The sequence below is a fragment of the Methanosarcina acetivorans C2A genome (genome assembly GCF_000007345.1).
GTDB lineage: Archaea > Halobacteriota > Methanosarcinia > Methanosarcinales > Methanosarcinaceae > Methanosarcina > Methanosarcina acetivorans.
This window is the reverse complement of sequence record NC_003552.1, coordinates 2,201,356-2,227,877: the sequence shown is the minus strand read 5'-3', so window position 1 is coordinate 2,227,877 and position 26,522 is coordinate 2,201,356. Positions and strand designations below refer to the sequence as shown.

Annotated in this window: 24 protein-coding genes; 11 read left to right on the top strand and 13 right to left on the bottom strand. The window is 43.5% G+C overall.

Annotated features, from left to right (window positions below):
• Positions 1 to 835: 835 nt before the first annotated feature.
• From MA_RS26785 to MA_RS09410, 3 genes are all read right to left on the bottom strand, one after another.
• The gene (locus MA_RS26785) at positions 836 to 1,009 is read right to left on the bottom strand and encodes a hypothetical protein (protein WP_157860146.1); all 174 of its coding nucleotides are present in this window, start codon (positions 1,007 to 1,009) and stop codon (positions 836 to 838) included.
• Positions 1,010 to 1,647: 638 nt separating this feature from the next.
• Positions 1,648 to 3,456, bottom strand: a complete 1,809-nt coding sequence (locus tag MA_RS09415; RefSeq protein ID WP_048065226.1) for a replication factor C large subunit — start codon at positions 3,454 to 3,456, stop codon at positions 1,648 to 1,650.
• 483 nt (positions 3,457 to 3,939) lie between these two features.
• A complete protein-coding gene (locus tag MA_RS09410; RefSeq protein ID WP_011021812.1) occupies positions 3,940 to 4,176 on the bottom strand; it encodes a hypothetical protein in 237 nt (78 codons plus the stop codon).
• Here MA_RS09410 and MA_RS09405 point away from each other — a divergent pair.
• Complete coding sequence (locus MA_RS09405; protein WP_048065225.1) at positions 4,171 to 4,356, top strand: hypothetical protein; 186 nt, start codon at positions 4,171 to 4,173, stop codon at positions 4,354 to 4,356. The genes MA_RS09410 and MA_RS09405 overlap by 6 nt on opposite strands.
• 119 nt (positions 4,357 to 4,475) lie before the next feature.
• On the opposite strand, the gene MA_RS26780 is transcribed toward MA_RS09405, so the two are convergent.
• The 4 genes from MA_RS26780 to MA_RS09395 all read right to left on the bottom strand — a co-directional run bounded on the left by MA_RS26780 (position 4,476) and on the right by MA_RS09395 (position 6,375).
• The gene (locus tag MA_RS26780; RefSeq protein WP_157860144.1) at positions 4,476 to 4,640 is read right to left on the bottom strand and encodes a hypothetical protein; all 165 of its coding nucleotides are present in this window, start codon (positions 4,638 to 4,640) and stop codon (positions 4,476 to 4,478) included.
• Between the two features lie 451 nt (positions 4,641 to 5,091).
• Positions 5,092 to 5,310, bottom strand: coding sequence for a hypothetical protein (locus MA_RS09400; RefSeq protein ID WP_011021811.1), 219 nt, complete (start codon positions 5,308 to 5,310; stop codon positions 5,092 to 5,094).
• A gap of 538 nt (positions 5,311 to 5,848) precedes the next feature.
• Entirely contained in the window at positions 5,849 to 6,028 is a 180-nt protein-coding gene (locus tag MA_RS26775; RefSeq protein ID WP_157860143.1) for a hypothetical protein, read from the bottom strand.
• Between the two features lie 11 nt (positions 6,029 to 6,039).
• Positions 6,040 to 6,375, bottom strand: coding sequence for a hypothetical protein (locus MA_RS09395; RefSeq protein ID WP_011021810.1), 336 nt, complete (start codon positions 6,373 to 6,375; stop codon positions 6,040 to 6,042).
• Positions 6,376 to 6,638: 263 nt separating this feature from the next.
• Here MA_RS09395 and mtxX point away from each other — a divergent pair, with 263 nt between their 5' ends.
• The 4 genes from mtxX to MA_RS09375 all read left to right on the top strand — a co-directional run bounded on the left by mtxX (position 6,639) and on the right by MA_RS09375 (position 10,570).
• Positions 6,639 to 7,496 (top strand): methanogenesis marker protein Mmp4/MtxX, encoded by an 858-nt coding sequence (gene mtxX / locus MA_RS09390; RefSeq protein ID WP_048065223.1) that lies wholly within the window; start codon positions 6,639 to 6,641, stop codon positions 7,494 to 7,496.
• Complete coding sequence (locus MA_RS09385) at positions 7,493 to 8,086, top strand: tetrahydromethanopterin S-methyltransferase subunit A (RefSeq protein ID WP_011021808.1); 594 nt, start codon at positions 7,493 to 7,495, stop codon at positions 8,084 to 8,086. The genes mtxX and MA_RS09385 overlap by 4 nt, the downstream gene beginning before the upstream one ends.
• Before the next feature lie 257 nt (positions 8,087 to 8,343).
• A complete protein-coding gene (mtrH, locus tag MA_RS09380) occupies positions 8,344 to 9,276 on the top strand; it encodes a tetrahydromethanopterin S-methyltransferase subunit H (RefSeq protein WP_011021807.1) in 933 nt (310 codons plus the stop codon).
• Positions 9,277 to 10,213: 937 nt separating this feature from the next.
• Complete coding sequence (locus tag MA_RS09375) at positions 10,214 to 10,570, top strand: hypothetical protein (RefSeq protein ID WP_048065221.1); 357 nt, start codon at positions 10,214 to 10,216, stop codon at positions 10,568 to 10,570.
• A gap of 836 nt (positions 10,571 to 11,406) precedes the next feature.
• On the opposite strand, the gene ilvD is transcribed toward MA_RS09375, so the two are convergent.
• A complete protein-coding gene (ilvD, locus tag MA_RS09370) occupies positions 11,407 to 13,068 on the bottom strand; it encodes a dihydroxy-acid dehydratase (protein ID WP_011021805.1) in 1,662 nt (553 codons plus the stop codon).
• An 862-nt stretch (positions 13,069 to 13,930) separates the two neighbouring features.
• On the opposite strand from ilvD, the gene MA_RS09365 reads away from it, so the two are divergent.
• The 3 genes from MA_RS09365 to MA_RS09355 all read left to right on the top strand — a co-directional run bounded on the left by MA_RS09365 (position 13,931) and on the right by MA_RS09355 (position 18,266).
• Positions 13,931 to 14,731 (top strand): class I SAM-dependent methyltransferase, encoded by an 801-nt coding sequence (locus MA_RS09365; RefSeq protein ID WP_011021804.1) that lies wholly within the window; start codon positions 13,931 to 13,933, stop codon positions 14,729 to 14,731.
• Between the two features lie 1,114 nt (positions 14,732 to 15,845).
• Entirely contained in the window at positions 15,846 to 17,612 is a 1,767-nt protein-coding gene (locus MA_RS09360; protein WP_011021803.1) for a PAS domain-containing protein, read from the top strand.
• A 204-nt stretch (positions 17,613 to 17,816) separates the two neighbouring features.
• Positions 17,817 to 18,266, top strand: coding sequence for a flavodoxin domain-containing protein (locus MA_RS09355; protein WP_011021802.1), 450 nt, complete (start codon positions 17,817 to 17,819; stop codon positions 18,264 to 18,266).
• Positions 18,267 to 18,597: 331 nt separating this feature from the next.
• Here MA_RS09355 and MA_RS09350 read toward each other — a convergent pair whose 3' ends face one another.
• The 3 genes from MA_RS09350 to MA_RS09340 form a co-directional block, all read right to left on the bottom strand.
• On the bottom strand, positions 18,598 to 19,017 hold the full coding sequence (locus MA_RS09350; protein ID WP_011021801.1) for a hypothetical protein: 420 nt from the start codon (positions 19,015 to 19,017) through the stop codon (positions 18,598 to 18,600).
• Positions 19,018 to 19,131: 114 nt separating this feature from the next.
• Positions 19,132 to 19,929: a helix-turn-helix transcriptional regulator gene (locus MA_RS09345; RefSeq protein WP_011021800.1), complete on the bottom strand. Its 798-nt coding sequence runs from the start codon at positions 19,927 to 19,929 to the stop codon at positions 19,132 to 19,134.
• Positions 19,930 to 20,568: 639 nt separating this feature from the next.
• Entirely contained in the window at positions 20,569 to 20,976 is a 408-nt protein-coding gene (locus tag MA_RS09340; protein ID WP_048065220.1) for a DUF1699 family protein, read from the bottom strand.
• A gap of 735 nt (positions 20,977 to 21,711) precedes the next feature.
• Between MA_RS09340 and MA_RS09335 the strand changes: the two genes are divergently transcribed.
• Positions 21,712 to 21,906 (top strand): hypothetical protein, encoded by a 195-nt coding sequence (locus tag MA_RS09335; protein WP_048065219.1) that lies wholly within the window; start codon positions 21,712 to 21,714, stop codon positions 21,904 to 21,906.
• Positions 21,907 to 21,933: 27 nt separating this feature from the next.
• Here the strand turns inward: MA_RS09335 and MA_RS09330 are convergent, their stop codons facing one another.
• Positions 21,934 to 23,379: an MBL fold metallo-hydrolase gene (locus MA_RS09330; protein WP_011021797.1), complete on the bottom strand. Its 1,446-nt coding sequence runs from the start codon at positions 23,377 to 23,379 to the stop codon at positions 21,934 to 21,936.
• 345 nt (positions 23,380 to 23,724) lie between these two features.
• On the opposite strand from MA_RS09330, the gene MA_RS09320 reads away from it, so the two are divergent.
• The gene (locus MA_RS09320; RefSeq protein ID WP_011021796.1) at positions 23,725 to 24,132 is read left to right on the top strand and encodes a DUF3303 domain-containing protein; all 408 of its coding nucleotides are present in this window, start codon (positions 23,725 to 23,727) and stop codon (positions 24,130 to 24,132) included.
• A 99-nt stretch (positions 24,133 to 24,231) separates the two neighbouring features.
• Here the strand turns inward: MA_RS09320 and MA_RS09315 are convergent, their stop codons facing one another.
• Positions 24,232 to 24,729 carry a GNAT family N-acetyltransferase gene (locus tag MA_RS09315; protein WP_011021795.1) on the bottom strand — a complete coding sequence of 166 codons (498 nt, stop codon included), beginning with the start codon at positions 24,727 to 24,729 and terminating at the stop codon, positions 24,232 to 24,234.
• A 565-nt stretch (positions 24,730 to 25,294) separates the two neighbouring features.
• Between MA_RS09315 and MA_RS09310 the strand changes: the two genes are divergently transcribed.
• Positions 25,295 to 26,233 (top strand): DUF2156 domain-containing protein, encoded by a 939-nt coding sequence (locus MA_RS09310; RefSeq protein WP_048065217.1) that lies wholly within the window; start codon positions 25,295 to 25,297, stop codon positions 26,231 to 26,233.
• The last annotated feature ends 289 nt before the right edge of the window (positions 26,234 to 26,522 follow it).

Genomic DNA, 26,522 nt, shown 5'->3' with positions numbered 1-26,522 from the left:
TCTCTTCCTATTCTGGATCCGGGCTGATGAAGATTGAGACAGAAGTAATATTTTTAAGTGGCCCTTTTGAGAGTATAAAAAGTTCTACCTTTGCAGACATTCTTTCTGCATCTTTTGAAACGGAGTTCTTACAAGCAAAAAATATTTATACGAGATTAGCATGATGTAATATGTGAGCGGGTCTCTCTTTTGTAAGATAACCCCAACCCCCCAACACCCCAATTCATACTCCCCAACCCGCTCATACTTCTTCTAATATAACCTACTTATTTTGTTTAATTATATTGTTTTTTATAATATACGATTTTCAGGATACTATCCGGAAGGCACTAAATTCTCATGAAATATTTATTCGGTGGAACCGTAAAAACCAATCCATAACTCAATTCAGTTTTTCCGAATTCAAGAGGACTTCAGGGTGATATCAAGTAATACTTAATTATTAATCGACTGAAAATTAGGCCCCTCTGAAAGAAGCTCGCTACTGCAACCAGTTGTTCCCTTGAGCGAATTTCACTGCAAACCCATCAAGTAGTCCTCTTGAGCGAAACGAAGTGGAGCGAAAAGGACCGCGTACTCCCGAGGCGCAATTCGGGTGGCACAACTCGGGTGGCACAACTCGGGTGGCTCATGTTTAGCAAACGTAAGATCAGTACTATTCTTTCCTACCTGTGTTTCCTACAGTGTCATTAATAACCCTGATTTTTTTGGCCGGATTACGCCTATTTTCCAGAGAAAAACTATGTTGAGAAACGGTTTGAGAAATAAACCACTATCAGACTGTAATTATAATTTATTATGAATATTATCGAAAGCTATTTATAGTATGTAATATCTACTCATGCTTAGTGAGCGGGCCTCTTTTCCATAGTATAACCCCAAACCCATATTCCCCAACTATTCCCCCAACTATTCCCCAAACTCCCCAAACCCGCTCACGAACTTTTCTCTCGACTCTTTTCTCAACTTTGTTCGATAGTAGCATTATGATCTCAACATTTCTTAACATTGTTAGACTCTTCTTAACTTTTCTTTATCATCTCATCTTTTCTTAACTATTTTGAAATTTTTCATCCGGGATATCGGTTTAATGGCTGGGATAAAGGTTTAGTAACTGGAATATATCCAGAAAAATGGTCGGAGAAACCAGAAAATCTATAAGATTACCAGTAAATAGAAGAGCATGATGAAAAAAGAGAGGAGTAAGAGAGAACTTTGCTTTCAAAATGCCTGAAATCAGGCACAAACCAATATTCCATAAATATATTAAAAAAGTTTTTATATCTACAATTATATTGTATTATATGTGAGCGAACTCCAGTCCAAACTTCCCCCGCCACCAGCAACTTCTTCTTTCATTCAAGTCAATCTCTCAGTTCCGCTCACATAAAACTTCAATTTCTCTTTAGCAGCAGTAAGTATTATTTGTAAGCTCCGAATCCGTCTGCCCGCTGTATAAATAGCAAAAAATCCAACCTGTGCCCTTGTCCTTTTAAATCTGAAGCAGAGTAAGATGCAAAGCTTAAACTTGCCTGAGATGGCTCTCTTCAGAAAGGAAGCTTTAAAGAAAGTGTGAGGCAAACAAAAAAGAATTTTTCCGAATTCTCCAACCCGGAAAAAAATAAGCGATTAACGCTCTATAATGATTTAAAAGTCAAAAAGTGTCTTCTGGTTTTTAGGCTCGGCTTTCTTTGCCCCATCTCCTGCATTATCCTGCACACTTTCGGTAGGTGTAACTTTATCCAATATCTTTTGTTTTGAAGGCTCATTGTTAGCCGGATTCCCCTTTTTCGAAGGCTTAGAGGAGGTTTTCTGCTCTACAGATTCGGAAAAGTTTTTCTTTTCCAGCAGAGAGGGGGAAAAAGAAAATAAATTCTTTTCTGCAGGTTTCGGATCATCCACCAGTAGATACCCGGAATTCTCTTTTTTCTCCGAATTTTCTTTCTTTTCGGAGGTCTCAAGCAGGGAGTCAAATCCCATGTTAAGGGTTTTCTGCTTTCTTTCCGAGCTGTGGGGGCCAGGAGGATCAGATTTGCCGGCAGAACCTTCCTTTTGAGGTTTCTCTTCTTCCTCCTGAATTATAACAGGGCAGCTGAGGGTTCTCTGCTTGTTGTCCACTGCAGGCACAGGAGCCTTAAAAAAGTCCGGGTCTGCAGTTTCATTCTTACCCTCTTCAAGAAGTTTCTGCGCCTTGTCATAAATTTTCTGCAGTTTTTTGCTTGCCTTTGCACTTCCTGTAAGGTACATCAGTTCTTCAAGCTCAAGTCCGAGATTTGCGGTAACTTCCACTGCAGATTCCTCGTCCTTCAGCATGCGGGAATAAAGCCCGAGGAGGTTGTTCCTGGAGTAGTGCATTGACTCAAAACTGTGCTCCCCGATTTTCGAAGCAATATTGTCCCGCATGTCCCGCTTCGAACGGGTCTGTCCGAGCCGTCTCCAGAGTGAAGGCTGCTGATATTTGATGAAGCCCGGATACGGTTTTGTTTTTGAAAGGGCAGCCCCGCAGACCATGAGCATGCTGGCATATCTCCACATCCTGTAATTCTGGCGCTTTTTTACACGTCCCAGATAGAGGTCTGCTTTTGAAAGGTAGCCAAATCCCGTCTTTATATCTTCGAGGTTTCCGTCCTTGCGAGCATACTGGATAGGCAAATTTTCATCAATCCAGTGCACAAGGTCTTCAGGACTTTCATCAAGCCCGTATGCCGATTCAAGCGCCTTTTTACAGTCAGTGCTTTTAAAGATCTTCTGCATCGCCTTAAAGATATTCTCCTTGACATCCCTGCCCGCAGTCCCGATATCCTCAACTTCGAGCTTTTCCTTCCCGCTCGCTGCAGCCTGAAGGTCATTTATGGCACTCCTGAAATCTCCTCCCGCATTTTCTGCAATCTGCAGGAGAGCTTCCTGGCTGCAATAAACTCCCTCAGCCCCACAGACCTTTTTCAAAGCAGGGACCATAGAACGGCTCTGTACGGATCCGAACTTTATTTCCAGGCAAAGGTTCCGGATTGTGGGTGTTAACCCATAAATGTCATTTGCAATAAGCACAATCGGCTGAAGTGTTCCTTTTATGATTCCGGAAATCGCCCTCATCCCGCCCCGGTCTGCAGTCCCGTGGATATTGTCCGCCTCATCAAGGATAATGAGCCTCTTGCTCCCAAAAAGAGTATTCATTGACGCTGCAGAGCCAGCAATCTTCTCAATAACCCCTGCAGTCCTCTGGTCGCTCGCATTGAGTTCGATAACATCCCAATCCATATCCCTGGCCAGAGCATGAGCACTTGAAGTCTTTCCTATCCCTGCAGGCCCGTAGAGGATCACTGCTCTCGTTTCAGGAATCCGGGACTGCCATTCCTCAGCCCATGCCCTGAAATCCCGCACTGCTTTCTTGTTCCCCACGACATCCTCAAGGGTCCGGGGTCGGTATTTTTCAGCCCATTCGATTGCCGACATCATCTTAAACCATACCAATAAGAAAATTTCCTTATATGAAACCTTATCTAAATTAATAAAGTTAGTGAGTAGGTGAAAACAGCATGAATACTAAAGAACTAATTGAAGATTCGTATATAAAAAATTGGCTGTCCGGTATCGGTGCAAAGAAAAAAACCAGAGAAGGGTACACCGACAGCTTATGAGCTTACACCGAGATCGTAGGGAAGACTCCAGAACAAATTATCATAGAGTCAGAAGAAGATATCAGATCCGATAAGTTGATGAGGGAAAGACGAATTTTCAATGAGTTGCGCGAGTTTCGGGAATCGCTTGAAAGTTCCGACATTGCCCCGATGTCTGTAAAAGCTAAATTAACTGGTGTCAGAGATTTTTATAATATTCAATTACCTACGCTGCCTAGATCTACCGCAAGCTCAAGGCCACTTATGGAAAATAGACGAATTCCAAAAAAGAAGACATCCGGGGAGTACTATCCGTAGCTGATCATATAGAAAAAGCGTTAGTACTTTCAGGAGTTGCAAGCGGTCTCTTGTTGCCTTCGTAATCAGTAATCTCAAAAAGTGTTCCAGAAACAACATGAATGAACGGGCTGAGAACTCTGAAAACAAGATTAGAGCTGTTGACGAGGAGCAATCTCTTCAGCTGGATAGCTAGAACTACGCTGTCAATAGGGACAGTATCTCCAGGTGAGGCAGGATCTCCAGGTTTGACTCTGTGCATGGCAATGATCCTACCGGCCGAATATACTCTGAAGTTCTGCTTGTCCTGAATCTTATACTTCTGTGCGAGCTGGTCGAAAATCTCCCTTGCCTTTTCATCTTCGAACTCCCCCTGGATGTAAGGAAGCCTTCAGGGATAAACCAGCAACCCACTGTTTTTGTAGTCGAGTCTACGGTCTAACTTTCCGGAACCTCGACGTGCTGATAGTATGCAACAATATTGCTGTCCCAGGGATCAGTATAGGTCTTCATGGATGCAGGATCTAGCTTGGCCAGTCTTGCCAGCTGCTCAGATCCTGGCTAATAGTCCCGGCGCCAGTAACTGTGACCTGTCAGGATCAGGAGGTCCTTGGCATCTTCCCGGAAGGCCTCCATCAAAGCGATTTCTTTCAGATAAGCAGTGATGTCATCTGTTGCCTGAACAAACCGTTTATTGTCGGCAGTCTTGATGTTATAGTCCTGCAACAAAACGTTCTTCATAAGGAACAATTGTGCCCTTGATCAGTGGGTCTACGTTGAAAGAGTCTTCCCTGAGAGCCGAATCTGTTACAGGCATCTTGTTGTTATAGGCATCTTGTTCTTTGTATTTTTAAGCCAGTCTAACGTTCTGGTGTAGTTTGCATACTCATCAGAACTGATTTGACCCAGGGTCGCACCGACGGGAGGGAGTTGAGATTTTTTTGGAGAAATGATAGATTTGAAGAATGAAAAAAGTTTTATGGTGTCGGTTTTGGAAACCGACTATAAAAAGGAAAGTTAACTTCAACAATGTGAGATCTCTTTTGAGTGATCGAAATGTAATATACCTCTCCACAATTAGGGCACACGAATAAATGACTTACAGTACTACAAAAGCCCCCGAGATCACATTCTATGTTGTCTGCTTCTGTTATCTGTCCGCATCTACAGATAATCTTCATGTTTTAATCAATGCTTTCATGTTATTTATGTTCTGAAACCTCCCTACCACGCCAACGCCGTCCCAGGTCATAGCAGCCTGTACGTGAGGTTCTTTTCCCATCAGTTCCGTGATTGTCCATACAAGAGTATCGATTCTATCAGGTGATTCACTTTCACCAGAGACCCAATCGCACATCTGACCCTTAAGGTAAGGATACGAACCTGCGTGATACACTCGGTCTTGTTCATATAATGAGCTTACGGATTCGGCTCAGGTGGTTTCCAGTATGAGTCCTATACAAGGAGCCTATCCCAAAAACAATATTATTTCCACATGCATAAGAGTTTCATAACTACTTTCGTAATCAATAGCTCGATTGATTATTCCAATATCGAGATTCAACGAAGCGATTTTTGAGTTTTGGGATCAGCTCAAGGAGAATTATGAACAGGTTCTGAAGGAAAATTATACGCTTCAGGGCCCGGGTGTTTGATCCGGAAGTCTGGAATGGAATGGATGCTGGTTTAGTATCCAGAGTATCTGCCGCGTCGTCATTTCATGTATCACCTTTTTGAGAAGTTTCTGCAGGTGAACGAAGCGTCAGTACTTTGTTTAGATTCCTTGCAGATCTCATCCCTGGTCCACTTTGCACAGTTCATGCAACAGATTAGCCCCTCTTATTTAATACGAGAGGTAACGTAATTTTTTGCGATTCTGTCAGACCTCATATCGAAAACGCCTTCAATCTGTTTCCAGTCAATTGTTCCAGCGTTCACTTGATCGGCAGGAGTCTCTTTGTGTTGATTATACAGCTCCTTCCGTTCCTCTGCTTTGGCTTCGTCCTCTTCTTCCTGAACTCCCCTTTCATACCTGGATTTTTCAGTGTAGTACTTCTCAGCTGCAAGAACTTCAGCCCATTAGGAACACTGTTCTTTTTGTTCAACGCGTCCAATACACAATACTTCATGCTTTTGGCATGAAGTATTGAATGATAATACACAGCCATCTTCCATTCAAACCCCCTTCTGCAAGTACAATTTCCTCGATGTCCTCTACTGTTTTCCCGTTTTTCTCTATCTGCGTTTCAAGAGTTAGAACTTCACTCAGATACTCCTCTATTGCTTCATAATCCCTTTTTTCGAAAAGTTCTATCAACCTCCCGCTAATTCTGTTTTGATTCAGGAAAATTTTAGAATGAACTATTTTCTCAAGGTTTTCAACCCGGAGTTCTGCCGACCAGATCCTGTGCTTCAATCTTGCATTTTCTTCAAGAAACTCAATCCTCACATTTTCCAGCACCCATTTCAGGAAAAAAACGTAACATATAATTCATTCCTCCACCCTAAACAACGTTAACTGCCCAAAAGTTAGTCCTTTTGAGCACATCTTGCTACTAAGACCCATTAAGTAGTCCTCTTGAGCGAAACGAAGTGGAGCGAAAAGGACAGCGTACTGCAGAGCCGCAACTCTGCTGGCAAAACTCGGGAAGGGCAAAATTAATTAATGTTTGTGTTTGTTTTTCTTTGAACTACTTCAAATCTTACATAAAAGTCTGGATAGATATGGAAAAGAACGGCATGTATGCCCTCCTCGAGGCTATCGAAGCACGAGCCCGAATGAACAGGGCAAGAGTAGCTATGGGAATCAGGGACCCGAATCCCAAAACTCTTGAGAGTGCATGGAGAGCTCAGGTCCTGGGATATGCACAGGTTGTCCTTGTGGGAGACAAAAAAGAGATTGACAGGATCGGGACAGACCTTGAGGTTGTGGATACTAAAGACCCCGAAAAAGTCCTTTCCGAACTCCTGGTTTCAAGAAAGGTGGATGCTGCCATAAGAGGCACTGCAAAGGCGTCCGGAACCCTTTCAAATCTCAAAGAAGCCCTGGGTATGAAAAGGGTTTGCCGACTTGCTCTTCTTCTGACCGCGGATGAGACCCCCTTTTTTCTCGCTCCTGTCGGAATAGACGAAGGAAACACGATTGCAGACAAACTCCGTATGATTATCCTTGGTGCAGAGCACATAAGGAGGCTGGGAGTCGAGCCTGTAGTGGGAGTGCTGTCCGGGGGCAGGATAGGAGATCTAGGAAGGGACAGGCGTGTGGACAGAACCCTCGCAGACGGGGAATTCGTAGCTGCAAGGGCTCTGGGACTCGGAATCAATGCCAAGCACTATACAATTCTTATTGAAGACGCAATAAAGGAATCAAACTTTATCGTTGCCCCTGACGGAATTTCGGGCAACCTTATTTTCCGGACCATTGCTTTCCTCGGCGGAGGCGACGGGCTCGGAGCTCCGGTATTAATGGACGATTACGTATTTGTTGACACATCCAGGGTAGGCGGACATTTCACAAAAGCAATCATGCTTGCAAGTGCCCTCTCCTATCTTCACAAGGAAAGAAAAAAGGTGATTCGCTGAAGACCATTGCAGAGAACTGGCCCCCTGTAAGAGGGGACTATGTCACAGGAAAACCGGATTCCAGGATTGCAGTCGTAACCCTTGCAAGCCACCTCGAGGCTTTCCCCAATGCAGCTATCTGGGGAAGTTCGAAGACTGAAAACCTGGGTGTAGAAAAAATAATCGTGAACGTAATCTCAAACTCCAATATCCGGTATGTGCTCGTCTGCGGAACCGAGTCAAGGGGCCATCTGGCAGGCCATTCTCTGCTTGCAATCCATGCAAACGGGATTGACGAAAAAGGCAGAATTGTAGGGTCGCAGGGGGCTATTCCCTTTATAGAAAATATCTCCAGAGAAGCAGTAGACCGTTTCCAGCGGCAGGTAACTCTCCTGGACAGAATAGGGTTAAATGACCCCGAAGAGATCCGAAAGATTGTTGAGGATTACAGGGATAAGGGCGAAGTATACCCTGAAGAGCCAGTGGTTGTTTGCGCCCCGAAAAAAAGGCAGGCGTCTTTTGCGGTTCCTTCTTCGGGGGATGTGATAATTTCAGAAGAACTCGTAATGGATTCTATGGCAGGAATTATCTGCCTGGCAGAAAGCCTCTGAAGGCAGAAAAGCCTTGGATTCTCCATCAGGAAGATTCCTCTCTCAAGAATGATGTCAGTTTGAAAATATATTTTTAATTAGTATGTATTATATGGATGTCTTGTAATTAAGAAAGTTAATTCGAATCCTGAGATCATAAGAAAGAAACCGGGAATCCAATTAAGCAAGTTGGTCACAAGAAGTAAGGGAATTAATCATAAGAAGTAAGTATAAGAAGTAAATGTATTTTGAGAAGTGTGGATTTTGAGGGCGTAAAGATGTTTAAGTTCCAGAAAGAACAGGAAATTGCTAACATTGCAGGGATAAAGGTAGGCGGACAGCCTGGAGAACTGCCTACCTTACTTGCAGGGACTATTTTTTACAATAAACACGAAATCGTGGAAGATGCTGCAAAAGGGCTCTTTGATCGGATCGCTGCCGAGAAGCTCGTAAACTTGCAGGAAGTGGGTTCGGATATGACCGGGAATCCTCATATGGTCCATATCTTTGGCACAACTCAGGAAAGCATCACTCGCTACATTGATTTTATTGCAGAAGTATCAGAATCTCCTTTTCTTATCGATTCTCCCGAAGGGACAGTGCGTGCACATGCATCACGGTATGTGAGTGAAATAGGGCTTGCAGACCGGGCGGTTTACAACTCCATAAACATGAGCATAACTACTTCTGAAATCGAGGCTCTTGCACAGTCCGATATTGACAGCTCTATTATCCTCGGTTTTAATGCAATGGACTCCTCCCTCCGGGGCAGGATGGAAATGCTTGAAACAGGAGCAGGGCTGTTGGAAGAGGGTCTGCTCTCAATTGCAGACAGATGCGGAATCGTAAACAAACTTATCGATCCGAGTATCACTCCCATGGGAAACGGAGCCGGAATAGCCCTCAGGATGACAATTACTGCTAAGGCAAAATGGGGATATCCCACAGGCTCGGGAATTCACAATGCTCCCTCAGCCTGGAACTGGCTGAACAGGCAGAAGGAAAAGAACCCTGTCCTGTATAAGATCTGCGATGTAGGCTCTACCTGTCTCCAGCAGGCGGCTGCCGGGGACTTCATCCTCTACGGGCCGATAGAGTATGCCCAGTACGTTTTCCCTATGGCTGCAATGAGCGATATCATGATTGCAGAAGCTGTGGCTGACCTTGATATAGAACCCGCAAGCAGGCACCCGATTAACCTGCTGGTTTAATTTGTTCGAATACCTAGCTTGATTCTTTCTCACTAGCCGGTCCTTTTCTCTTTTTTTCGGTTGCAGTCGGCTATATAATTAATATTTAGGAATCTGAGCTGCTCTACAGGAATTACTTTTTTTATCTGTTACACACAGGTTGGATAAAATGGCGCGCTGATTGAGCTGCAAAAAAACCAGATTAAACAGCAGCGGCTGTAGTCAAAGATAATGCATTTTTAAATCGTGAAAAAATATTTCCAAATTTTTGATCGTCCACCTTTACATGGTTGATACTTTTGAAGAAAAACAATTCTGACTCAAACTTCTGAATTCTGCCCCATATAGCCTTATACGTTATACCGTGTCATTCCTGTTCCGGAAGAGTTGCACCACCCGAATTGCGCCTCGGGAGTACGCGGTCTGTTTCGCTCCGCTCAAGCAGACTAACTTAAAAACAATGGTAAAATAAAGAGACGCAGGAGAGCGGCTTTCCTCGTGAGAAAAGAGTAAGGAAGAAAGAAGAAAAACAGTAGTTAGAAAATGACATATTCTGTAGACGCTTGTGAATGAGAAATAGAATCAAAAAGGTTAAAGTGGCAGATATGCAGTCTTTCTTACTCTTTCATTTACTCGGTTTTTTCCTTTTGTGAAGGGCCGTCAGACAAGCTGGCGGAGGCGCTTATATTTACCTATGAATTTTAATAAGGTCCCCCAGGTCAAGACATAAATTCACCTGTTTCTTTTTTGCGTTGTGGAAGGGAAAAGTTCAGCCCTGCAAGGAGTAGAATCGAAAAACAAAAGATCCCAGTTTCAGATATCTGAATAATATCAACTAATTAATACAGGACCACCAAATTTTTGCAACCGAAAGTATTTACTCTCCAGAATTAGATACATTAGATAAAATTCCTTAAAATGGGAAATTCCCAGCGGATTAAGATAGGGGAGTAGTATAATGGCTATAATAAAGAATAAAACAAACCATACCATTCGTTTTGTGGCTTACCGGGCTGACGGGACCGAAATAGCTCAGAAAGCTACCAAGATTCCGCCAGGCAGCAGCCGTTATGTAAGCAAAGACTATGCAGGAGGAATTGACTGGTTCATCATTACGGCTTTTCTTCCGGAAAGCGGTATCAGGGATCATGTAGATCTGGATATCCTGCCAGCTGTGAGAGATGGGGATGATGCGCTTACATTTGCAAAAATAGGAATCGACGAGAAATTTGTGTTTGCAGAAGATACCGATAAGAAAGAATTCCGTTTTTACCATGATGAGGAAGAACCTGAAGGAGAAATTCACGGCTGGTAAGCTAATGAAAATAAGCCAGAAGAAAGTAAGCCTGTAGGCAGGAATCTCTCATAAGTGCTTCAAAATTCAGGCTACTCTTCCCGAAATTCATTTTCGATTTTTGATTTTTTACTTAAATATCCCGGTCTCCCCCGGGCCGGGTACCGAACCTTTTCTCCCGCCTGCACAACTAATACAGATTCCTTTTCTGCGATCCATGCACTGACTGCATACGAGTTTTCCGCATAAAGGGCAGGTATGAAGTTTAGCCGGGCGCCCGCAGATTGAACATAACCCCTCTACTTCCAGAATTTCAGTCTCCTGAATCTCCCAATAAAAGATGTTTTTGGATACTGGTTTTAAACTGTTGGTTTGAATAAATAAGTTTGAATATCTCGCTTTGAATAAATGGCTTTGAATTCAGAGCTAAACCAAAGATAGTTTTCAGGCGCTATAAACGTTTCCCGGAAGCAGTATACTCTGCTCTTAAGAATATCTGGTGATTCTGATTAATCGGGTGATATTATCCAGAACATCCAAATCTGGAATCTTTTGTTTTTCTGCCCTGCTCATTTCAGAGCTAAAGTCTCGTCTTCAGCACAAGAAGAGAATAACATGCGAATCCATACTGTCACCAGGAAAACACTGAATTCAGAACTGTCTTCCTTTTGTCCAAAGAATGTTTCTCCTTACCCCGGAAACCGCATTTAAATTCACAAATACATATAAGCGCTCCTGCCAGCTTGTCTGGCGGCCCTTCACAAAAGGAAAAAATAGAGTAAATGAAAGAAAATCCATTAATTCAGAAAAGAATAAACGGAGAATAGTCCTCCGTGAAAATAAAATATTAGACTGCTTCAGTCCACTATTCCGCCAGTGTTTGCGGAATGGACGGAACGCTGGTACCTGGCAAGGTAACCCGTGACCTCTTTTTTAGGGGGCACAAAGGCAGCTTTACGCTTTTCGAGCTCTTCTTCAGTGACTTTCAGATTCAGGATCCTTTCAGGAATGTTGATTTCGATAAGGTCCCCATCTTTTACAAGCCCTATTGGCCCTCCTTCGCTGGCTTCAGGAGAGACATGCCCTATACATGGCCCGCGGGTACCTCCGGAGAAGCGCCCATCAGTTATCAGAGCCACGGACTCGAGCAGGCCCATGCCTCCGATTGCGGCTGTGGCTGCAAGCATTTCGCGCATGCCTGGTCCTCCTTTGGGGCCTTCGTACCGGATAACGACAATATCTCCGGGTTTTACATCTCCTGCAAGGATGCTCTTCATGGCGTCTTCTTCACAGTCATACACTTTTGCAGGACCCGTATGGACGCGCATTTTCGGGTCAACTGCAGCCTGTTTGACAACTGAGCCGTCTGGAGCAAGGCTGCCTTTGAGGACTGCAATTCCTCCTTCGGCATGGATTGGGTTTTCGAGGGTTGTAATGATCTCCGCATTCAGCTTCGGGTTAACTATTTCAAGCTCGTCCAGGTTTTCCCCGATAGTTTTGCCGTTGACTGTAAGCTGGTCAAGGTGGAGTTTTGAAGCAAGCCTCTGCACGACAGCCTCGACTCCGCCTGCCCTGTCGAAGTGCAACATGAAATTGGGACCTCCGGGTCGGAGGGAAATCAGGTGGGGAGTTGTCCTGCTCAGTTCATCAAAGGTCTTAAGGGGCAGCTCAAGCCCGAACTCATGGGCAAGGGCAGGAAGATGTAATGTGGTGTTTGTGCTTCCTCCGACTGCCATATCGACCATTATGGCATTTTCAAAGGACTTCTGAGTAACAATCTTCCTCGGGGTCAGGTTCTCTTTTACAAGCGCAACAATACGCTCTCCGGATTCCTTGGCAATACGAACCTTTTTTGCATCCACTGCATGGGCAGTTGCACAGCCGGGTAGGCTCAGCCCGAGGGCTTCAGTCATGCAGGCCATTGTGTTTGCAGTAAACATCCCGGCACAGGAACCTGCTCCTGCACAGGACAGGTTTTCAAGCCTTTTAAGTTCGGCTTCGGAAAGTTTGCCTGCGCTATAGGCTCCGACCCCTTCAAAGACTGAGATGAGGTCGGTGTATTTGTCATCCACGTATCCTGGGAGCATTGGCCCTCCGGTTACAACAATGGCAGGAATATCAAGCCTGCCTGCTGCCATCAGATGTCCAGGCACGATCTTATCACAGGTAGGGATAAGGACCATTCCGTCAAACTGGTGGGCTCTGACCATCAGTTCGATCGTGTCCTCTATAACCTCCCTGCTCGGGAGGGAATATTTCATACCCTCATGCCCCATTGCAAGCCCATCGCAGACTCCTATGGTATGGAACTCAAAAGGAACTCCCCCTGCGTTCCTGATCCCGGCTTTAACAGCTTCAGCAAGTTTATCCAGGTGAATATGGCCAGGGACTATTTCATTCCAGGAATTGACAACCGCTATGAACGGTTTCTTCATTTCCGAATCCGTAACCCCGGTTGCTTTCAGGAGGGAACGATTAGCAGCACGTTCAGGCCCCTCTTTAATAATGGCGCTTCTCATTGTAAGTCTCCTTGTGATCTTGATATTGGAAATTATAATTGAATTAGTTCTAATGTATAGATAGGAAAAAACTTCATAGTATAAACAGGTTGGGGAAGAAAAAGCTGTAAAAAACCACGGAGAAAAATACCGGAAATCTAAATATGAAGAGCCTGGCTAAAAAAGTACCGAAGAAAGGCCGCTGAAAAGAGTGCCGAATAAAAGTGGATGAGAAATACTGACTAAAGGTAGCTGAAAAATACTGACTAAAGGCGGCGACAAAAGTTCCGAATAAAGGTAGCTGAAAAGGACAGATCAAAAAACATCTTTCCAGGCTGTCTCAAAACTAAAGTTAATTCTACAATTGTGTCAAATTTTTCTACTACAAGGTTAATTCATGTGTAAATTTCTCTAATTTAGGTGGTCTTGTTTTTAAATTCAACGTTGCTCATTATCCAATTGTAGAAATGGTTTGAGTTTTGAGACAGCCTGTTTCAATGTGTTTTCCGGAAAGAATACCCCCGACCTATGGCATGAAAGGGTAATTCCTGGAAAAAATATCCGTTTGAGCCACTAAAATTGTCATATAATGTCACAAAAAGGGCATTTACTATAATTGTATCAAAATAATTATATAGCCCGTCAAGAATTTTGAATTTAGGACAGTGAACGGACCTACCCTACCTACATCTACAAGATCACACCCAAGAAGCACACCCAAGAAACACATCAAAAAAATTTAACCATAACAGGGTAGTTCCCGTTCACCAGATTCTTTTTCTTGCCTGTATGGCCTCTTTTACTGTATAGTTTTTCATTTTCATAGCCTTTTTCTTCTCTTTAAGACCCAAAGTTATATTTCGGGACAGAGTAGAGTCTTTTCATGTACTGCTGGAATCCCGAGCTTTATGCGTTCAGTTCTTCAGCCCAGAAAAGCTGGGGGATTGAACTCCTCACAAAATTCCCTCTCAAAGGCAACGAAAGAGTGCTTGATGTCGGTTGCGGAGATGGAAAACTCAGTGCCGAAATCGCAAAGAGACTGCCTGAAGGTTCTGTACTTGGAATTGACCTTTCCGAAGCAATGGTTTGTTTTGCAAAAAACCACTACCCCAAAGAGCAGTTCCCGAACCTTTCCTTCATGTTGATGGATGCAGGAAACGTGCCTTTTGAATCCGAATTCGATGTTATTTTTTCGAATGCTGCTCTTCACTGGATAAAGGAACCAAAAGCCATCGAAACCGTCCTGAAAGGCTTTTTGAAAAGCCTGAGGCCCGAAGGAAAGCTGCTTGCCCAGTTTGGGGGAAGGGGAAATGCTGCGGAAGTCCTTCTGGTCCTTAACTCTATGCTTGAAGATGAGAAATGGAGCCCTTATTTTGGAAATTTTGTTTTTCCATACGGTTTTTACGGGCCTGAAGAATATGGAAAATGGCTCAAAAATGCAGGGTTTTCAGTCAGGAGAGCGGAACTGTACTCAAAAGATATGACTCTTAAGGGAAAAGAGGGGCTTTCTGGCTGGTTTGCCTCAACCTGGCACCCATTTACACAGAGGGTGCCCGAGAATTTGAAAGAGGAATTCATAGATGAGCTTGCAGTTAATTTTATCAAACTTCACCCTCTGGATAATGAGGGATATGTCCACATCAGGATGGTAAGGCTGGAGATAGAAGCAGATATTGAAAAATAAAAGGAAAAAGGTAAGAACAGTTTGAAGAAACCATGATAACTGTTATCGAAAGCAAATAGGGAACAGGAAAGAAAGTCGGCAAGAGGACTGAGATAAGCAAAACTAAAGTAAACAAAACCAAGGTAAAAAAAACCTAAAGTAAACGAAACTAAGGTACAAGCGATAGAAATAAGAATAACATAAATAAGTAAATTGATTGGGAAAATAGTTTTAGAATCAAAGGAATCGCAGTAAGGCTCCCTCAAAACCTTACCGAGATCCTTTTATGGAGGTTTTATGTTTTTTGGACTATTTTTCCACTTTAACTTTTCAGACTTTAGCCATTTTTTATTTTTTAGCCATTTTTTATTTTTTAGCCATTTTTTATTTTTTAGCCGTTTTTTATTTTTTAGTCGTTTTTTATTTTTTAGCCATTTTTTATTTTTTAGCCATTTTTTATTTTTTAGCCGTTTTTTATTTTTTAGCCGTTTTTTATTTTTTAGCCATCTCAGGCTTTTGCCATTTTATGTATTCCGTATTCGCGGGTATTCACGGTACTGTATATTTTTCTGAAACCCGCTTTAGCTTAATTTTTGGTCGGTTTACATCCGGATGGATGTTGTTATTCTTTTGTTGGGGTTCGTGAAGGGTTCATGACAGATCCTGCGGGTTCACAGTTTTTCTCCAGCCAGCTGTTTATTGGTGGTGGTAATGGAGTTTTTCTGGCTGGCAGGCCCGTATCACAAATACGGAATACGGAATCTTATTACCTTTAAAGTAGTATATATAGATTTCCATTATGCTGCAAAAATGAATACAGGAGGCATAAACGGCTTTTGGAAAGCGTTATAATTTATATATAAATACTTTTCGCCTTCGCCCGGCGCCGTTAAACTGGAAAAAGAGATCCTGGGATCAAAAAAACTGATATTTGATAAAAATGCAATTATATAACTAAAATCGAACGTAAAACTACAGGCAAACATGCTGATAGCAAATATACGGACTTGTAAATTCGCATACAAGCGGAGACAGGCAATTTTGTGATCTGGCGTACCCTCAGGCGGATCTGCAGTTTACAGGTACTATCCAGGAAGAGATTAGTAAAAATTCCTGTGCAGGCGGTTGGAAGAAAATGGACAGTGAGACTTCAGAAAGCAGAGGCGAACTAAACATCTCTCCTCACGTAGCAGATGCTGAGGACGGTGAAAGGGGAAAAGCCCTCCATGCAGCTCTGGAAAGGGAAGAAGCCCTGAAAACTATAATCAATAACAGTCAGGTAGTTGTATTTCTCTGGAAAAACGAAAAAAAATGGCCTGCAGAATTTGTTTCGGAAAACGTGGTGAACTTTGGATACACGGTAGAAGATTTCATCTCGGGAAGGATACTGTACGGGGATATTATACATCCTGATGACCTTGCAAAAGTTGAGGAGGAGCTTGAAAAAAGAATACAGAGTGGAGCTCCAGATTTTAATATGGAATACAGGATTTTTACAAAAGCCGGGGAAATGCGCTGGGTAAACGAGAGGACCTTCATCCAGAGAGACCCGGAGGGAGCGGTAACTCACTTTCAGGGAGTGGTGCTTGACATCACCGAACGGAAGCAGAGCGAAGAAGAACTGGAAAAAGTTCTTAAGATGCAGAAAGTGCTGACCACGGTAATCAACAACAGCCCGGCAGTTGCCTTTCTTTGGAGGGATGAAAAATACTGGCCCGCAGTTTTTGTCTCGGATAATGTGGTACAATTTGGATATACGGTTGAGGATTTTATTTCGCAGAAAGTCCTGTACGGGAAGACAATGCATCCCGATGACCTGAAAAGGGTTGAAAAAGAACTTGATCGACGGATCCAGAAAGGCGAGGTAAGCTTCAATTCGGAATACAGGATTTTTACAAAAGCTGGAGACCTGCGCTGGGTTAACGAAAGAACCTTTATCCAGAGAGAGAGGGATGGGAAAGTGATCGGCTTTCAGGGGATAGTGCTGGATATAACCCCGCGGAAAAAAATCGAAGAAGCCCTGAGAAAATCCCTCAAAATGCAGAAAATGCTGAAAACTATAATCAATAACAGCTCAGCAGTAGCTTTCCTGTGGAAAAACATGGAAAACTGGCCTGTAGAGTTCGTTTCGGAAAATATTACACAGTTCGGATACACCGTAGCAGATTTCACTTCGGGTAGACTTCTTTACGGGGATATAATTCATAAAGAGGACATCAATTCGGTTTCCGAAAGCCTTGAACGCGCAATTCGGGAGGGCTTTGACTTTTTTGAGATGGAATACCGGATCTTAACAGGGGATGGTGAAATCCGCTGGGTTGAGGAGAGGACGTATATCCAGCGTGATAGCGAAGCCGTCCCGGTCCACTTTCAGGGAATAGTTGTTGATGTTACCGAGAGAAAGGAAGCGCAGGAAATGCTCGATATTCAACGGGAACTCGGGAAGTCTCTGAGCAGCACCATGAGTCTTAAGACCATGCTTTCTCATATCCTTGATGCCTGCCTGCACATAGAAGAGATTGATGCCGGAGGCATATACTTAAAAGACGAGCTCCTGGAGCAGATTAACCTGGTGGCGCACAGGGGGCTTTCCTCCGAATTTGTGAAAAGGGTTTCTACATACAGGGCTGACTCTCCTGAAGCAAAACAGGTCTGGATTGAGAAACCCATTTACAAACTGGATTTTTATGCTGAAGAAATGGCAGAACTGTTAAAAACTGAAAGGATCACTGCCGTTGCCGTCATCCCCATGAAGCACAGGGGTGAGATAATAGGCAGCCTGAACTTTGCATCCCATACTGTGGACAGGATTCCCCAGAACGTCCGCAATTTCCTGGAAAGCATTGCCCTTCAGGTAGTGAACTATATAGCCCCCATTCGCATAGAGGCAGACCTTAGATAAGGGCAGCTGCCTGGAGCTTGAGCTATATCCGGGAGACGAAATCCTTATTTAAAATAATTTTTATAACTATTGCTGAATTGGGGAGAGAAAGCTCCAGGGTATGCCTTCAAGCCCTGAGCTTTAGATACGCAACTGCCGGTTTTTGCTCTCCTTTTTCCGGGGTTTGCATTAATCATACATTAGATCGCTAGAGGGGGATACAGGTTGAAAGCAATAGTAGTCTATCTCAGTACCTCAGGGAATACAAAAGCTATGGCTGAGGCTATAGGAAATGGGATTGAATCAAAGAATGTGGATGTACAAGTCATCAGTTTCTATGATGTGAAACTCGACGAACTCAAAGAAGCCGAAGCAATTGCCGTCGGTTCTTCGACTTTTTACTACAAAATGTTGCTGCCCATGGAAAAATTCATGGACGAAACCCTTGTTGCCTCAAACCCACAGGGGAAGATAGGAGCTGCTTTCGGGTCTTACGGGTGGAGCGGAGAAGCTCCAATACTTATAGCTGAAAAGATGCGGGAAATGGGAATGACTGTGATGGATCCCGTACTCCGGATCCTACATAAACCCACTGACAAGGATCTGCAGGAATGCAAACGGCTGGGCATTGACATTGCAGAAAAAGTAAAGCACAAAGGCACAAAGGCAGAGTAAAAAGCAGCAATAAAATAAAGGTAGCTGAATTAAAGGCGCAATAAGGTAAGGTAGCTAAAGTAAATGTAACCTAAGGTAAGGCAGCAACAAAATAAAAAACCTCGGAAAGTAAAGGCAGCAATAAAATAAAAGCCTCAAGAAAGTAAAGGCAGCAATAAATGAGAATAAAATGGTAACCTGACTGGAGTGACGAACTAAACTTTACTCCGAAAAGAGGAAACAGACTGGGCACAAAGGAAAGCTTGACTTAAAAGAAAGCCCTGTTAAAAATGAAGACTTTTGAATTTCAAAAATAACCTATCCAGGGCTGTCAAAAAATGAGTGGCCTGAATTATTTCAGGGCCATTTCCACTCGTTTCCTGAATTCATCAGGATTTTCGGAAACCAGGATAACAGTCCTGAAAAAGCCCCTATCTTTTCTGATTGCCACAGCTTTTGCGTGCTTTCCCGCAAAAATTAGCCTGCGGCCCCAGATTCTGACGCCCCATCCCGTATACCAGGGGAATTTTTTCGTAATCTCCACCGAGATGATCTCGGAAAAGGGAATTCTGTACCTGAAAGGTGGAAAAACCGCAACCACGCTGTCGGAACTTATCAGGAATCGCATGCCAAAAAAGCTCCACATTGCAGCAAGGTAAATGAGAAGGATAAGTGGCAGAATGTACCTTTCTTCAGGATCGATCCCAAAACCGAAAAGCCCGATCAAGGAAAAGATGTAAAATTCCAGGATAAGGAGCAGCCCTGTAATCATAAGGAGTTTTAGTTCTTTACTGTAAGCTGCCTTCTGTTCGTAGAAACCTATTATACTCCTGCCTTCTGTGATCGTTTCCTGGGGAGATTTCTCCAGTTTTTCTGGCAGTTTTACTCATTTCTGAGGAATTTCGGTAACCAGCGTTGAATCCAGAAGCAGTTCGTTGAATAGTTCGGTGCCCAGCTGAATGGCTGAGGGTTCGTAACTTACAAGGTTCTCTCTGTCAAAATGCCTCTGGTTCTTTGGGAAAAGGGATATCAGGAAAAACTTCTCACTAACAGCAAGATTTGCAATCTTCATTTCTCCCGAATACCGGTAAAATTTCACGTTATCTAGAGACATCATAAGTCTGAAGTCTTCAGTATAATCTGTAGAGTACCGTTCAAACACCGACTCCGACAAGAGAAAAGTGAATTCTGTTCCCTTTTTTGCAAGCTCCTGGCAGAGAGAGATCAGAGGCTGGTTAAAGTAGGCTATGGCTTCAAGAACACTGCTGGACTTAGAAAGGTTTTCCACAACTTCCGGGTCAAGTTCAAACATGCGGTCCAGGTCAGGCTGTATCAGTTTACATTTCCCAAGTTCTCCAAGCCGCTTTCTGAAGGAAGATGGAATTCCCTGAAGGTCTTTTTCCGACCAGTAATCAAAGTTATCTTCAAAAAGTTCTACGGTGCTGATCAAGGGCTGCATTTTTTCAACGAGGACCTTGCCTATAGGAGAAAGAGCGTAGATCTTGTCTACCTGAACGACCAGGGACATATCTTTTAATTTTTTTATCTGGGGGAGGATAGAAGTGGAAGCTGCCTGAAGGGCTTCCGTGATTTCATCCATATTTTTGGGCCCGCTTTTCAGAAAAAGCAATAACTGTTTTCGCTTATCGGAAAGAAAAATCAGCTCTATCAGTTCCAGTTTCACCCTTCAGTCTCCTGTATTTTTATAAGGTTCAAAAGATCGCAGATAAGACTAAAAAGATTACAGTCGCCAAAAATATATAAGTTATTACGTTTTCTCTCCCTTTCGATCCAAAAAGCAGAGTCTTTTAATAAGCTAGGTACTCTTAATAAGCCCGGGTACCCGAAGGTAAACACTGACAAAAAGTCTAATCTGGGAAATCCAAACTCGATAACTCTGACTTTATAGGTTCAGGTTTGACATGATAGGCTCAAATCTGATAAGTCTGACCTGATAGGTCTAATTTAATTCGAAAAAACTACACAATATTGATAAAATATTATGACATGCAGGATTTACAAAAAAATAAAAAATGAGCATTTGCGAAATGAACATTTGGTTTATTTACAGCTATATTTACAGCTATATTTACAGTGAAAAAACTGATGGGGTCTACCTGAAGTTATCTGCCCTGATAGCTTTTACCAGATATATGTTAATTATTTTTCAGGACATGAAACTTCAGGCCCCTTAAACTCAAAGCTCTAAGCTGGAGATTGTAACAACAAATAAGGGTTTGAAAGATTCCTTTCAACATTTCTTATCTGCATTGAAGAGTATAAGGAAAATCCCATATAGGATAAAGTCTATGCTGACAAGACTTCAGGCCGGAGCTTCCTTTGTCAGGATGTAAGCAACCATTTCAGGGTTCAGCTTGCTTTCCCTTGCAACCTTTTCTTCGATTCTCTCAGCAGGTGTACCTTCCATCTTCAGTTCTCTGATCTTTTCAATCACTGAGGACGGGATACTGTAATATTCATTAATGTCTTTCCTGTGTCCCCAGACGTCACCCTCAATAAGCTGGATTCTCTGCATCTCAAGGAACATTTCTATGGACTTTGAAACCGTGCGCCTGTAAGATTTAGGCAGCTGAATAACCTCAATCTTCGGACAGGTTTCCACCAGTGCAAAAATGTCTTTGTTCGAAGGCCTGAAAGCCAGATGAACAACACGCTCATTAGGGTTAAGTGTAAAAATCTCTTCCCTGGAACTAACTACTCTAATTTTCATTATGTCTTCCCCCACTATAAAGTTCTTTTATGTTTTTAACTCATTATAAAGTACTTATACTTATTATAAATATTTATCTGCCAGGCCCGTTAATTTTTAGGCAGTGTTCTGCATTTTCAGCCCTCTCTCATAACTCTAAAAGTGACAGGAAAATCCCGGTAAGGAGATAAAAACAGGCCTGAAGTGTTCGGAATCAGGGAATCCTCAACCCATCCGGTGCCCCTCCCCGGAGAAGGAAAAAGAGGATAAACGCAATTGAGGGAAATTATTAAAACCATTCTGTAAACCTTGACCCATGATCTACTATTTTCAGGAGCATACTCTTTAACTTGAGATACAGTTCAACAGCTGCCCTGCCCTCAAAAATTACTGGATACACTGAAGGGCCACGCTGGAAGTTTTCATAAGATACCATAGGCATAGGATCAATTCACAGAGCCCCCCCTTGCCTCTGCATAGCCGGTAAAAGCGGATCTCATGTTCCATAAATCAAACCTGGTAAAAATCGCAACTTTCCGGAATGAAATAAACTGAAACTTTCTCTACCCGATACACATTTTATCAGCCTACTTTTCGGGAAGGATGCTCCTAAAATTAGTGAAAAAATTTCCATTACCAATTTTTCGATCTGAAAATTTTCAATAAAACCTATATAGAGGGATGCAGAGGGATATATAGAGGGAGGTGTAGGGGGACTTTGCTGATGCCATTCCTCTACATTTAAGCCGAAGCTGCATGAGTGAGGTAAAGAATGGGGGTAAAGAATGGGGGGTAAAGAATGGAAATGAAAACGGGAAACTGGTAAGAAGGGGATCAGTAGAAAAGGAAAATTGGTGGAAAGAGAATTTGGAAAAAGGGGGGTTTGTGGAAAGAGAAATTGGCAGAAAAGGGAAACCGGTCCAGAAGAGCCAGCACCCACTGCCTCAGTAAAACTTCATAACGAAAATAACCCTCTTTTCATTTCCCCTTCTGGATGGGCACTACCTCTTTCTTGCCTGCTTTTCCAGCCCAGGAAAGAGCGCACATAGGACATTCCGGTCCGAAACCTGCGGCATTGTATCCGGTCATTCCGCCTGCCGCGTTATTCACCCTGGAAAATCCGTGTTTCTTGAGAATGCTGCACCCAATACCTGACCTTTGCCCCGTGCTGCAAATTACTGCATACTCAGCTTCTGGGTCAAGTTCCCTGTACCTTTTCCTCAGGTCCTGAACCTGAATATTTAATGCATTCTCTATATGGAAGCTCTCATACTCGGAAGAAGCCCTGACATCCAGAATCAAAGGAGGGTTTTTACTTCGGACCCATTCGTAGAGTTCAGGAATCGATACCTGGGACACATGGGAAGCCCTTAATCCAGCAGTTGCCCAGGCAAACATTTCCCCGCTAAGAAAACCGGCTATCCTGTCAAGCCCAACCCGGTGCAGCCAGACCGCAGATTCCCTTGCATCTTTCTCGCTATCCGAGACGAGTAGGATCTGCCTTTCGGGAGGTAGGAGCCAGCCCGCGTAGGTAGCAAAATTACTCCTGAGGTCGATGCACCAGGCGCCTGGGACATGCTCTCCCCCGAAATTGTCATAGTGGCGGCTGTCAAGAACTTCTGTGTTGTCCCTACCGGCAAACCTGAAAAACTCCCCCGGAGGAAGCTCTTTCGGGGGCGGAATTTCTCTGAGTTTTGTGGGCCCTTTCCGGTTGATTTCGGAGCAACGGCTAAAATGGTAGGGGGCAGGAGGCATATCGGTTGTCAGGTTTTCTATGAACCCCTCCCTATCAGGGATCTGAAGGGCATAATTGTATTTGCGTTCGTATCCGATTGTACTCGAACGTTTGGCACCCATAGCCCTCCCGCATAGAGAGCCTTCTCCATGCGCAGGATAGACCTCGCAGGAATCAGGAAGGGAGAGCAATTTTTTGTGCAGGCTGTCATAAAGCGTGGAAGCCAGTTCTCTGGCTTTTCCTGGAAAGAGGTCAGGTCTGCCCACATCTCCCACAAAAAGGGTGTCCCCGCAAAAAACAGCCGTAGGGTCAGGCCCTCTGGAAGTATCCGAAACCACATAACTTATATGTTCAGGGGTATGCCCCGGAGTTTCCAGTACCTTTACAGTCATGTCCTCGATTTCGAACGTATCCCCTTCAACAAGCCCGACATGTTCAAACTCACATTTTGCAGCTTCAGGGGCGTATATAGGCGCTCCCGTAAGTTCGGCAAGGTCCATATGCCCGGAGACAAAATCTGCGTGCAGATGGGTCTCCAGGATGTGGGTAATTTTCAGACCCCTGGATTTTGCCTCTCTTATATAGATCTCTACGTCCCTTTGCGGGTCAATGATCGCACAGCTTTTCTTCCCTGCAAGAATATATGAACTGTGTGCGATGCCTCTAACAAAAAATGGAATTATTTGCATACTATTTCCCCCTTAGACAGGTTGGCAGAGTGCCAAAAGTCCTTTAAAATATGATTAACTCTGTATCATAAAAAATTATCTTCTCGATAGGGAAGATGGAATTCACCAGCTAATTATGTATTTTTTCTGGCCAGGCCATGTTTCAGGTCTTTCTCCAAACCTTTTTTCCGAACCTTTTTTTCCGAACCTTTTTTCTGAACCATTTTTCGAAAAATTCCTTCCTGAAAGTATATGCCCGTTTGAAGAGAAACAACACTTAACTTTGTGAAATGTATTCTTGAATCCGATTCAAGTTCAATAGAACAGAATTTGGATCTATTTTTAATATTGGGGGTATCAGGTACAATGTTATTGATGGACATCATCACCTGGGAGCCGAAAGACTCCGAAAAAGTCAAGAGTTGCTACGTGAACTATGAGTACCCGCAGGGTTTGAAAGTAATCGATGAGTGGATGGACCTCGCAGGCTACCGGATGTTCTTGATTTATGAAGCTGATGACGAAAAGGTTTACGCGGCTGCAAACCTTCCCTTTATAGGGCTTTGCAGGTTCGAAACTTTCCCGGTCATGAAGCCAGAAAAGTACATGGAGACGATTCAGGAACTTGCAGGAAAAACCGGTCAGAGGATTGAAACTTCAGCTTCTGGCGAAGGAGCCGCAGGAGAAGAAATCCGGGACCAAATAGAAAACCTTGAAAAAAGAATTCAACGCCTGGAACACCACTCTTTTATCCGGCAGGAAGACACAACATAAACCCTGGATGCTTAATCCGGGAAAGGGCCTTTAAGAGCTGCGTCAACAGGGTGGGAGAGGATAAGAGTTGGACAGGAGCCTGTGCAGGCTCTCTCAAACTTATTTTTCAAGCGCACTTTCGAATTTGTCCGACCCCATCCTGTAAATGTGCCAGCCGTCAACAGGGCCTGCTCCGAAGTACTCATAGAACTCTCTGGCAGGGTTCCAGTCGAGCACTGTCCACTCCATCCTTCCACAGTTCCGCTCTTTTGCAAGCTTCACGCAGTGGAGGAACATTGCTTTTCCAATTCCTTTTCCCCGGAATTCGGGTTTCACGAAAATGTCTTCGATATAGAGCCCCTGCCTCCCTACAAAGGTGGAGAAGTTGTGGAAAAAGACCGTAAAGCCCGCAGGCACCCCATCAAGTTCGGCAAAGAAAACCTCGGCATAGGCCTTTTCCCCAAACATGGACTCTGCCAGGCTCTTTTCGGTGGCTTTGACCAGATGAGAGAGTTTTTCGAACTCAGCAATGCTTTTGACAAATTCAAGAACAAGGGAAACATCTTCTTTTTTCGCAGTACGGATATTCAAACCGGTTTTTGTCTCAATTTCAGCCATTTTTATTCCTTTTTTATTCCTTTATTAAGTTGATCAATTAATATAATCCCATAAAATCTTAAGAGGCTGCATATGCTTTATTTTCTGTATTCAAACGTGTAAACTATTAGATTGAGGATCATATTTTAATGTATTTTGTAGAAGTTTAATGCATTTTGTGGAAGTGAGCTTACCCTGCATGAGTCCTGAAGACTGAACAATTATTTAGTAAAAAATTTTATCATATGGGACTTCATAAGACTGGACATATTATTAATGCCTGAATAACTGTTAATTACTGATTATACCTTTTTAGTCCACTTAAACAAATTTAAAGCCAGATGAAGATCCTGTTCAGAACTAAAAGAAGATCTGGCATTAAGAAAATATCTGGCATTAAGAAAATATCTGGCACTATTAATGGAAAGTGAAGAGCATTCCGAATTACCAGTTATTTTCTAAACCTTAACGTAATTCGAACTCAAACCGGAGAAATACTAAAAATGAGGGAACAGACGCAAACACCGGCAAATTCACGCATTGCAGTTTCAGAATATTCTTTCTCTGTTTCTAAGGGTGATTTTTGATGCTCAGCCTGGAAGATTTCAAGCCGGTCATGCTTTCAGACAGGGCCTTTTTCGAGAGTCATTATGCGTTTTTCCCGCAAACCCATAGCAGCAACACCTTCACGAACATGGTCTGTTGGAACCATTTTACACCGTACAGGTACGCATACGTAAATGGAAATGTGATTATCTCGTGCACTACCGAAGGAGTTACCAGGTTCCACCCGCCGATAGGTCCCAGGAACCCTGAACTTATGCGTGAGCTTATACGACTGGCGCTGGATGTGAGCGACGAAACTCCCATTGAGCTCATTGATCCGGATACTGCACAGTGGCTGCAGGAGCTCGATCCCGAACTAGCGCTCATGCCGGACCGGAACAATTTCGAATATGTGTACAGGGCATCCGACCTTGCGGAACTCCCGGGGAAGAAGTACCAGAAAATACGCAGCCACCTCAACCGGTTCCGGAAGAACTGCTCGAGCACGGTTGAACCGGTAACACCCGGAAACCTGAAAGAAGTAATAAAATTCCTCAAAAAGTGGTCCGAATGGAAAGGATGCAGGAAAAATTTAGTCCTTGCCAGTGAGGTCGGAGCTGCTCGCTATGCGGTAGAACATTTCAACGAACTTCCCCTGCAGGGCCTTCTGATCCGGGTAGATTCCGAGATTGGTGCCATTACCCTCTATGAGCGTCTCAACACGGACACGGCGCTCATCCACTTTGAGAAAGGTCTCCCGGACTGTGAAGGGATCTATAAGGCTATCAATGAGGAAACTGCAGCGGTTCTTGTAAGTGAGGTGGAGTACATCAACCGGGAAAGCGACCTCGGAGTAGGCGGTCTCAGAGAGGCAAAGCTGAGATATCATCCGCACCACATGATCGAAGTGTATTCGCTTAAACGCCCGAATTGCGCCTCGGGGGTACGCGGTCCTTTTCGCTGCGCTCAAGAAGACTAACTTAAAAACAATGGTAAAGTAAGAGACGCAGGAGAGCGGTCTGTCCCAAAAAGACGGTAAAGAAGAAAGAAGAAAGAGTACAAATTTCGGAAAGTAAAAAATACTGCTGATGCCTGTAAATAAGAGAGAATCAAACAGATCAAAAAGATTGAAGTTCTGTCTGATCTCTCTCAAATATGTATTTCTTTCTTTTTTGGGCAGTGCCACCAGACAAGCTGGCGGAGGCGCTTATATTTATCTGTGGATTAAATACCGTTTTTCGGGTTACTGAGAAGTTTTTCGAGTAAGG

Coding starts and splice junctions, on each gene's coding strand:
- MA_RS09330 (WP_011021797.1), bottom strand. CDS start 23,379: ATGCAAATAATTCCATTTTTTGTTAGAGGCATCGCACACAGTTCATAT.
- MA_RS09410 (WP_011021812.1), bottom strand. CDS start 4,176: ATGCACAGAGTCAAACCTGGAGATCCTGCCTCACCTGGAGATACTGTC.
- MA_RS09315 (WP_011021795.1), bottom strand. CDS start 24,729: ATGGCTGAAATTGAGACAAAAACCGGTTTGAATATCCGTACTGCGAAA.
- MA_RS09335 (WP_048065219.1), top strand. CDS start 21,712: ATGAGTGAGGTAAAGAATGGGGGTAAAGAATGGGGGGTAAAGAATGGA.
- mtrH (WP_011021807.1), top strand. CDS start 8,344: ATGTTTAAGTTCCAGAAAGAACAGGAAATTGCTAACATTGCAGGGATA.
- MA_RS09340 (WP_048065220.1), bottom strand. CDS start 20,976: ATGAAAATTAGAGTAGTTAGTTCCAGGGAAGAGATTTTTACACTTAAC.
- MA_RS09365 (WP_011021804.1), top strand. CDS start 13,931: ATGTACTGCTGGAATCCCGAGCTTTATGCGTTCAGTTCTTCAGCCCAG.
- MA_RS09310 (WP_048065217.1), top strand. CDS start 25,295: ATGCTCAGCCTGGAAGATTTCAAGCCGGTCATGCTTTCAGACAGGGCC.
- MA_RS26785 (WP_157860146.1), bottom strand. CDS start 1,009: ATGTTAAGAAATGTTGAGATCATAATGCTACTATCGAACAAAGTTGAG.
- ilvD (WP_011021805.1), bottom strand. CDS start 13,068: ATGAGAAGCGCCATTATTAAAGAGGGGCCTGAACGTGCTGCTAATCGT.
- MA_RS09360 (WP_011021803.1), top strand. CDS start 15,846: ATGGACAGTGAGACTTCAGAAAGCAGAGGCGAACTAAACATCTCTCCT.
- MA_RS09320 (WP_011021796.1), top strand. CDS start 23,725: ATGTTATTGATGGACATCATCACCTGGGAGCCGAAAGACTCCGAAAAA.
- mtxX (WP_048065223.1), top strand. CDS start 6,639: ATGGAAAAGAACGGCATGTATGCCCTCCTCGAGGCTATCGAAGCACGA.
- MA_RS09415 (WP_048065226.1), bottom strand. CDS start 3,456: ATGATGTCGGCAATCGAATGGGCTGAAAAATACCGACCCCGGACCCTT.
- MA_RS09375 (WP_048065221.1), top strand. CDS start 10,214: ATGGCTATAATAAAGAATAAAACAAACCATACCATTCGTTTTGTGGCT.
- MA_RS09350 (WP_011021801.1), bottom strand. CDS start 19,017: ATGATTACAGGGCTGCTCCTTATCCTGGAATTTTACATCTTTTCCTTG.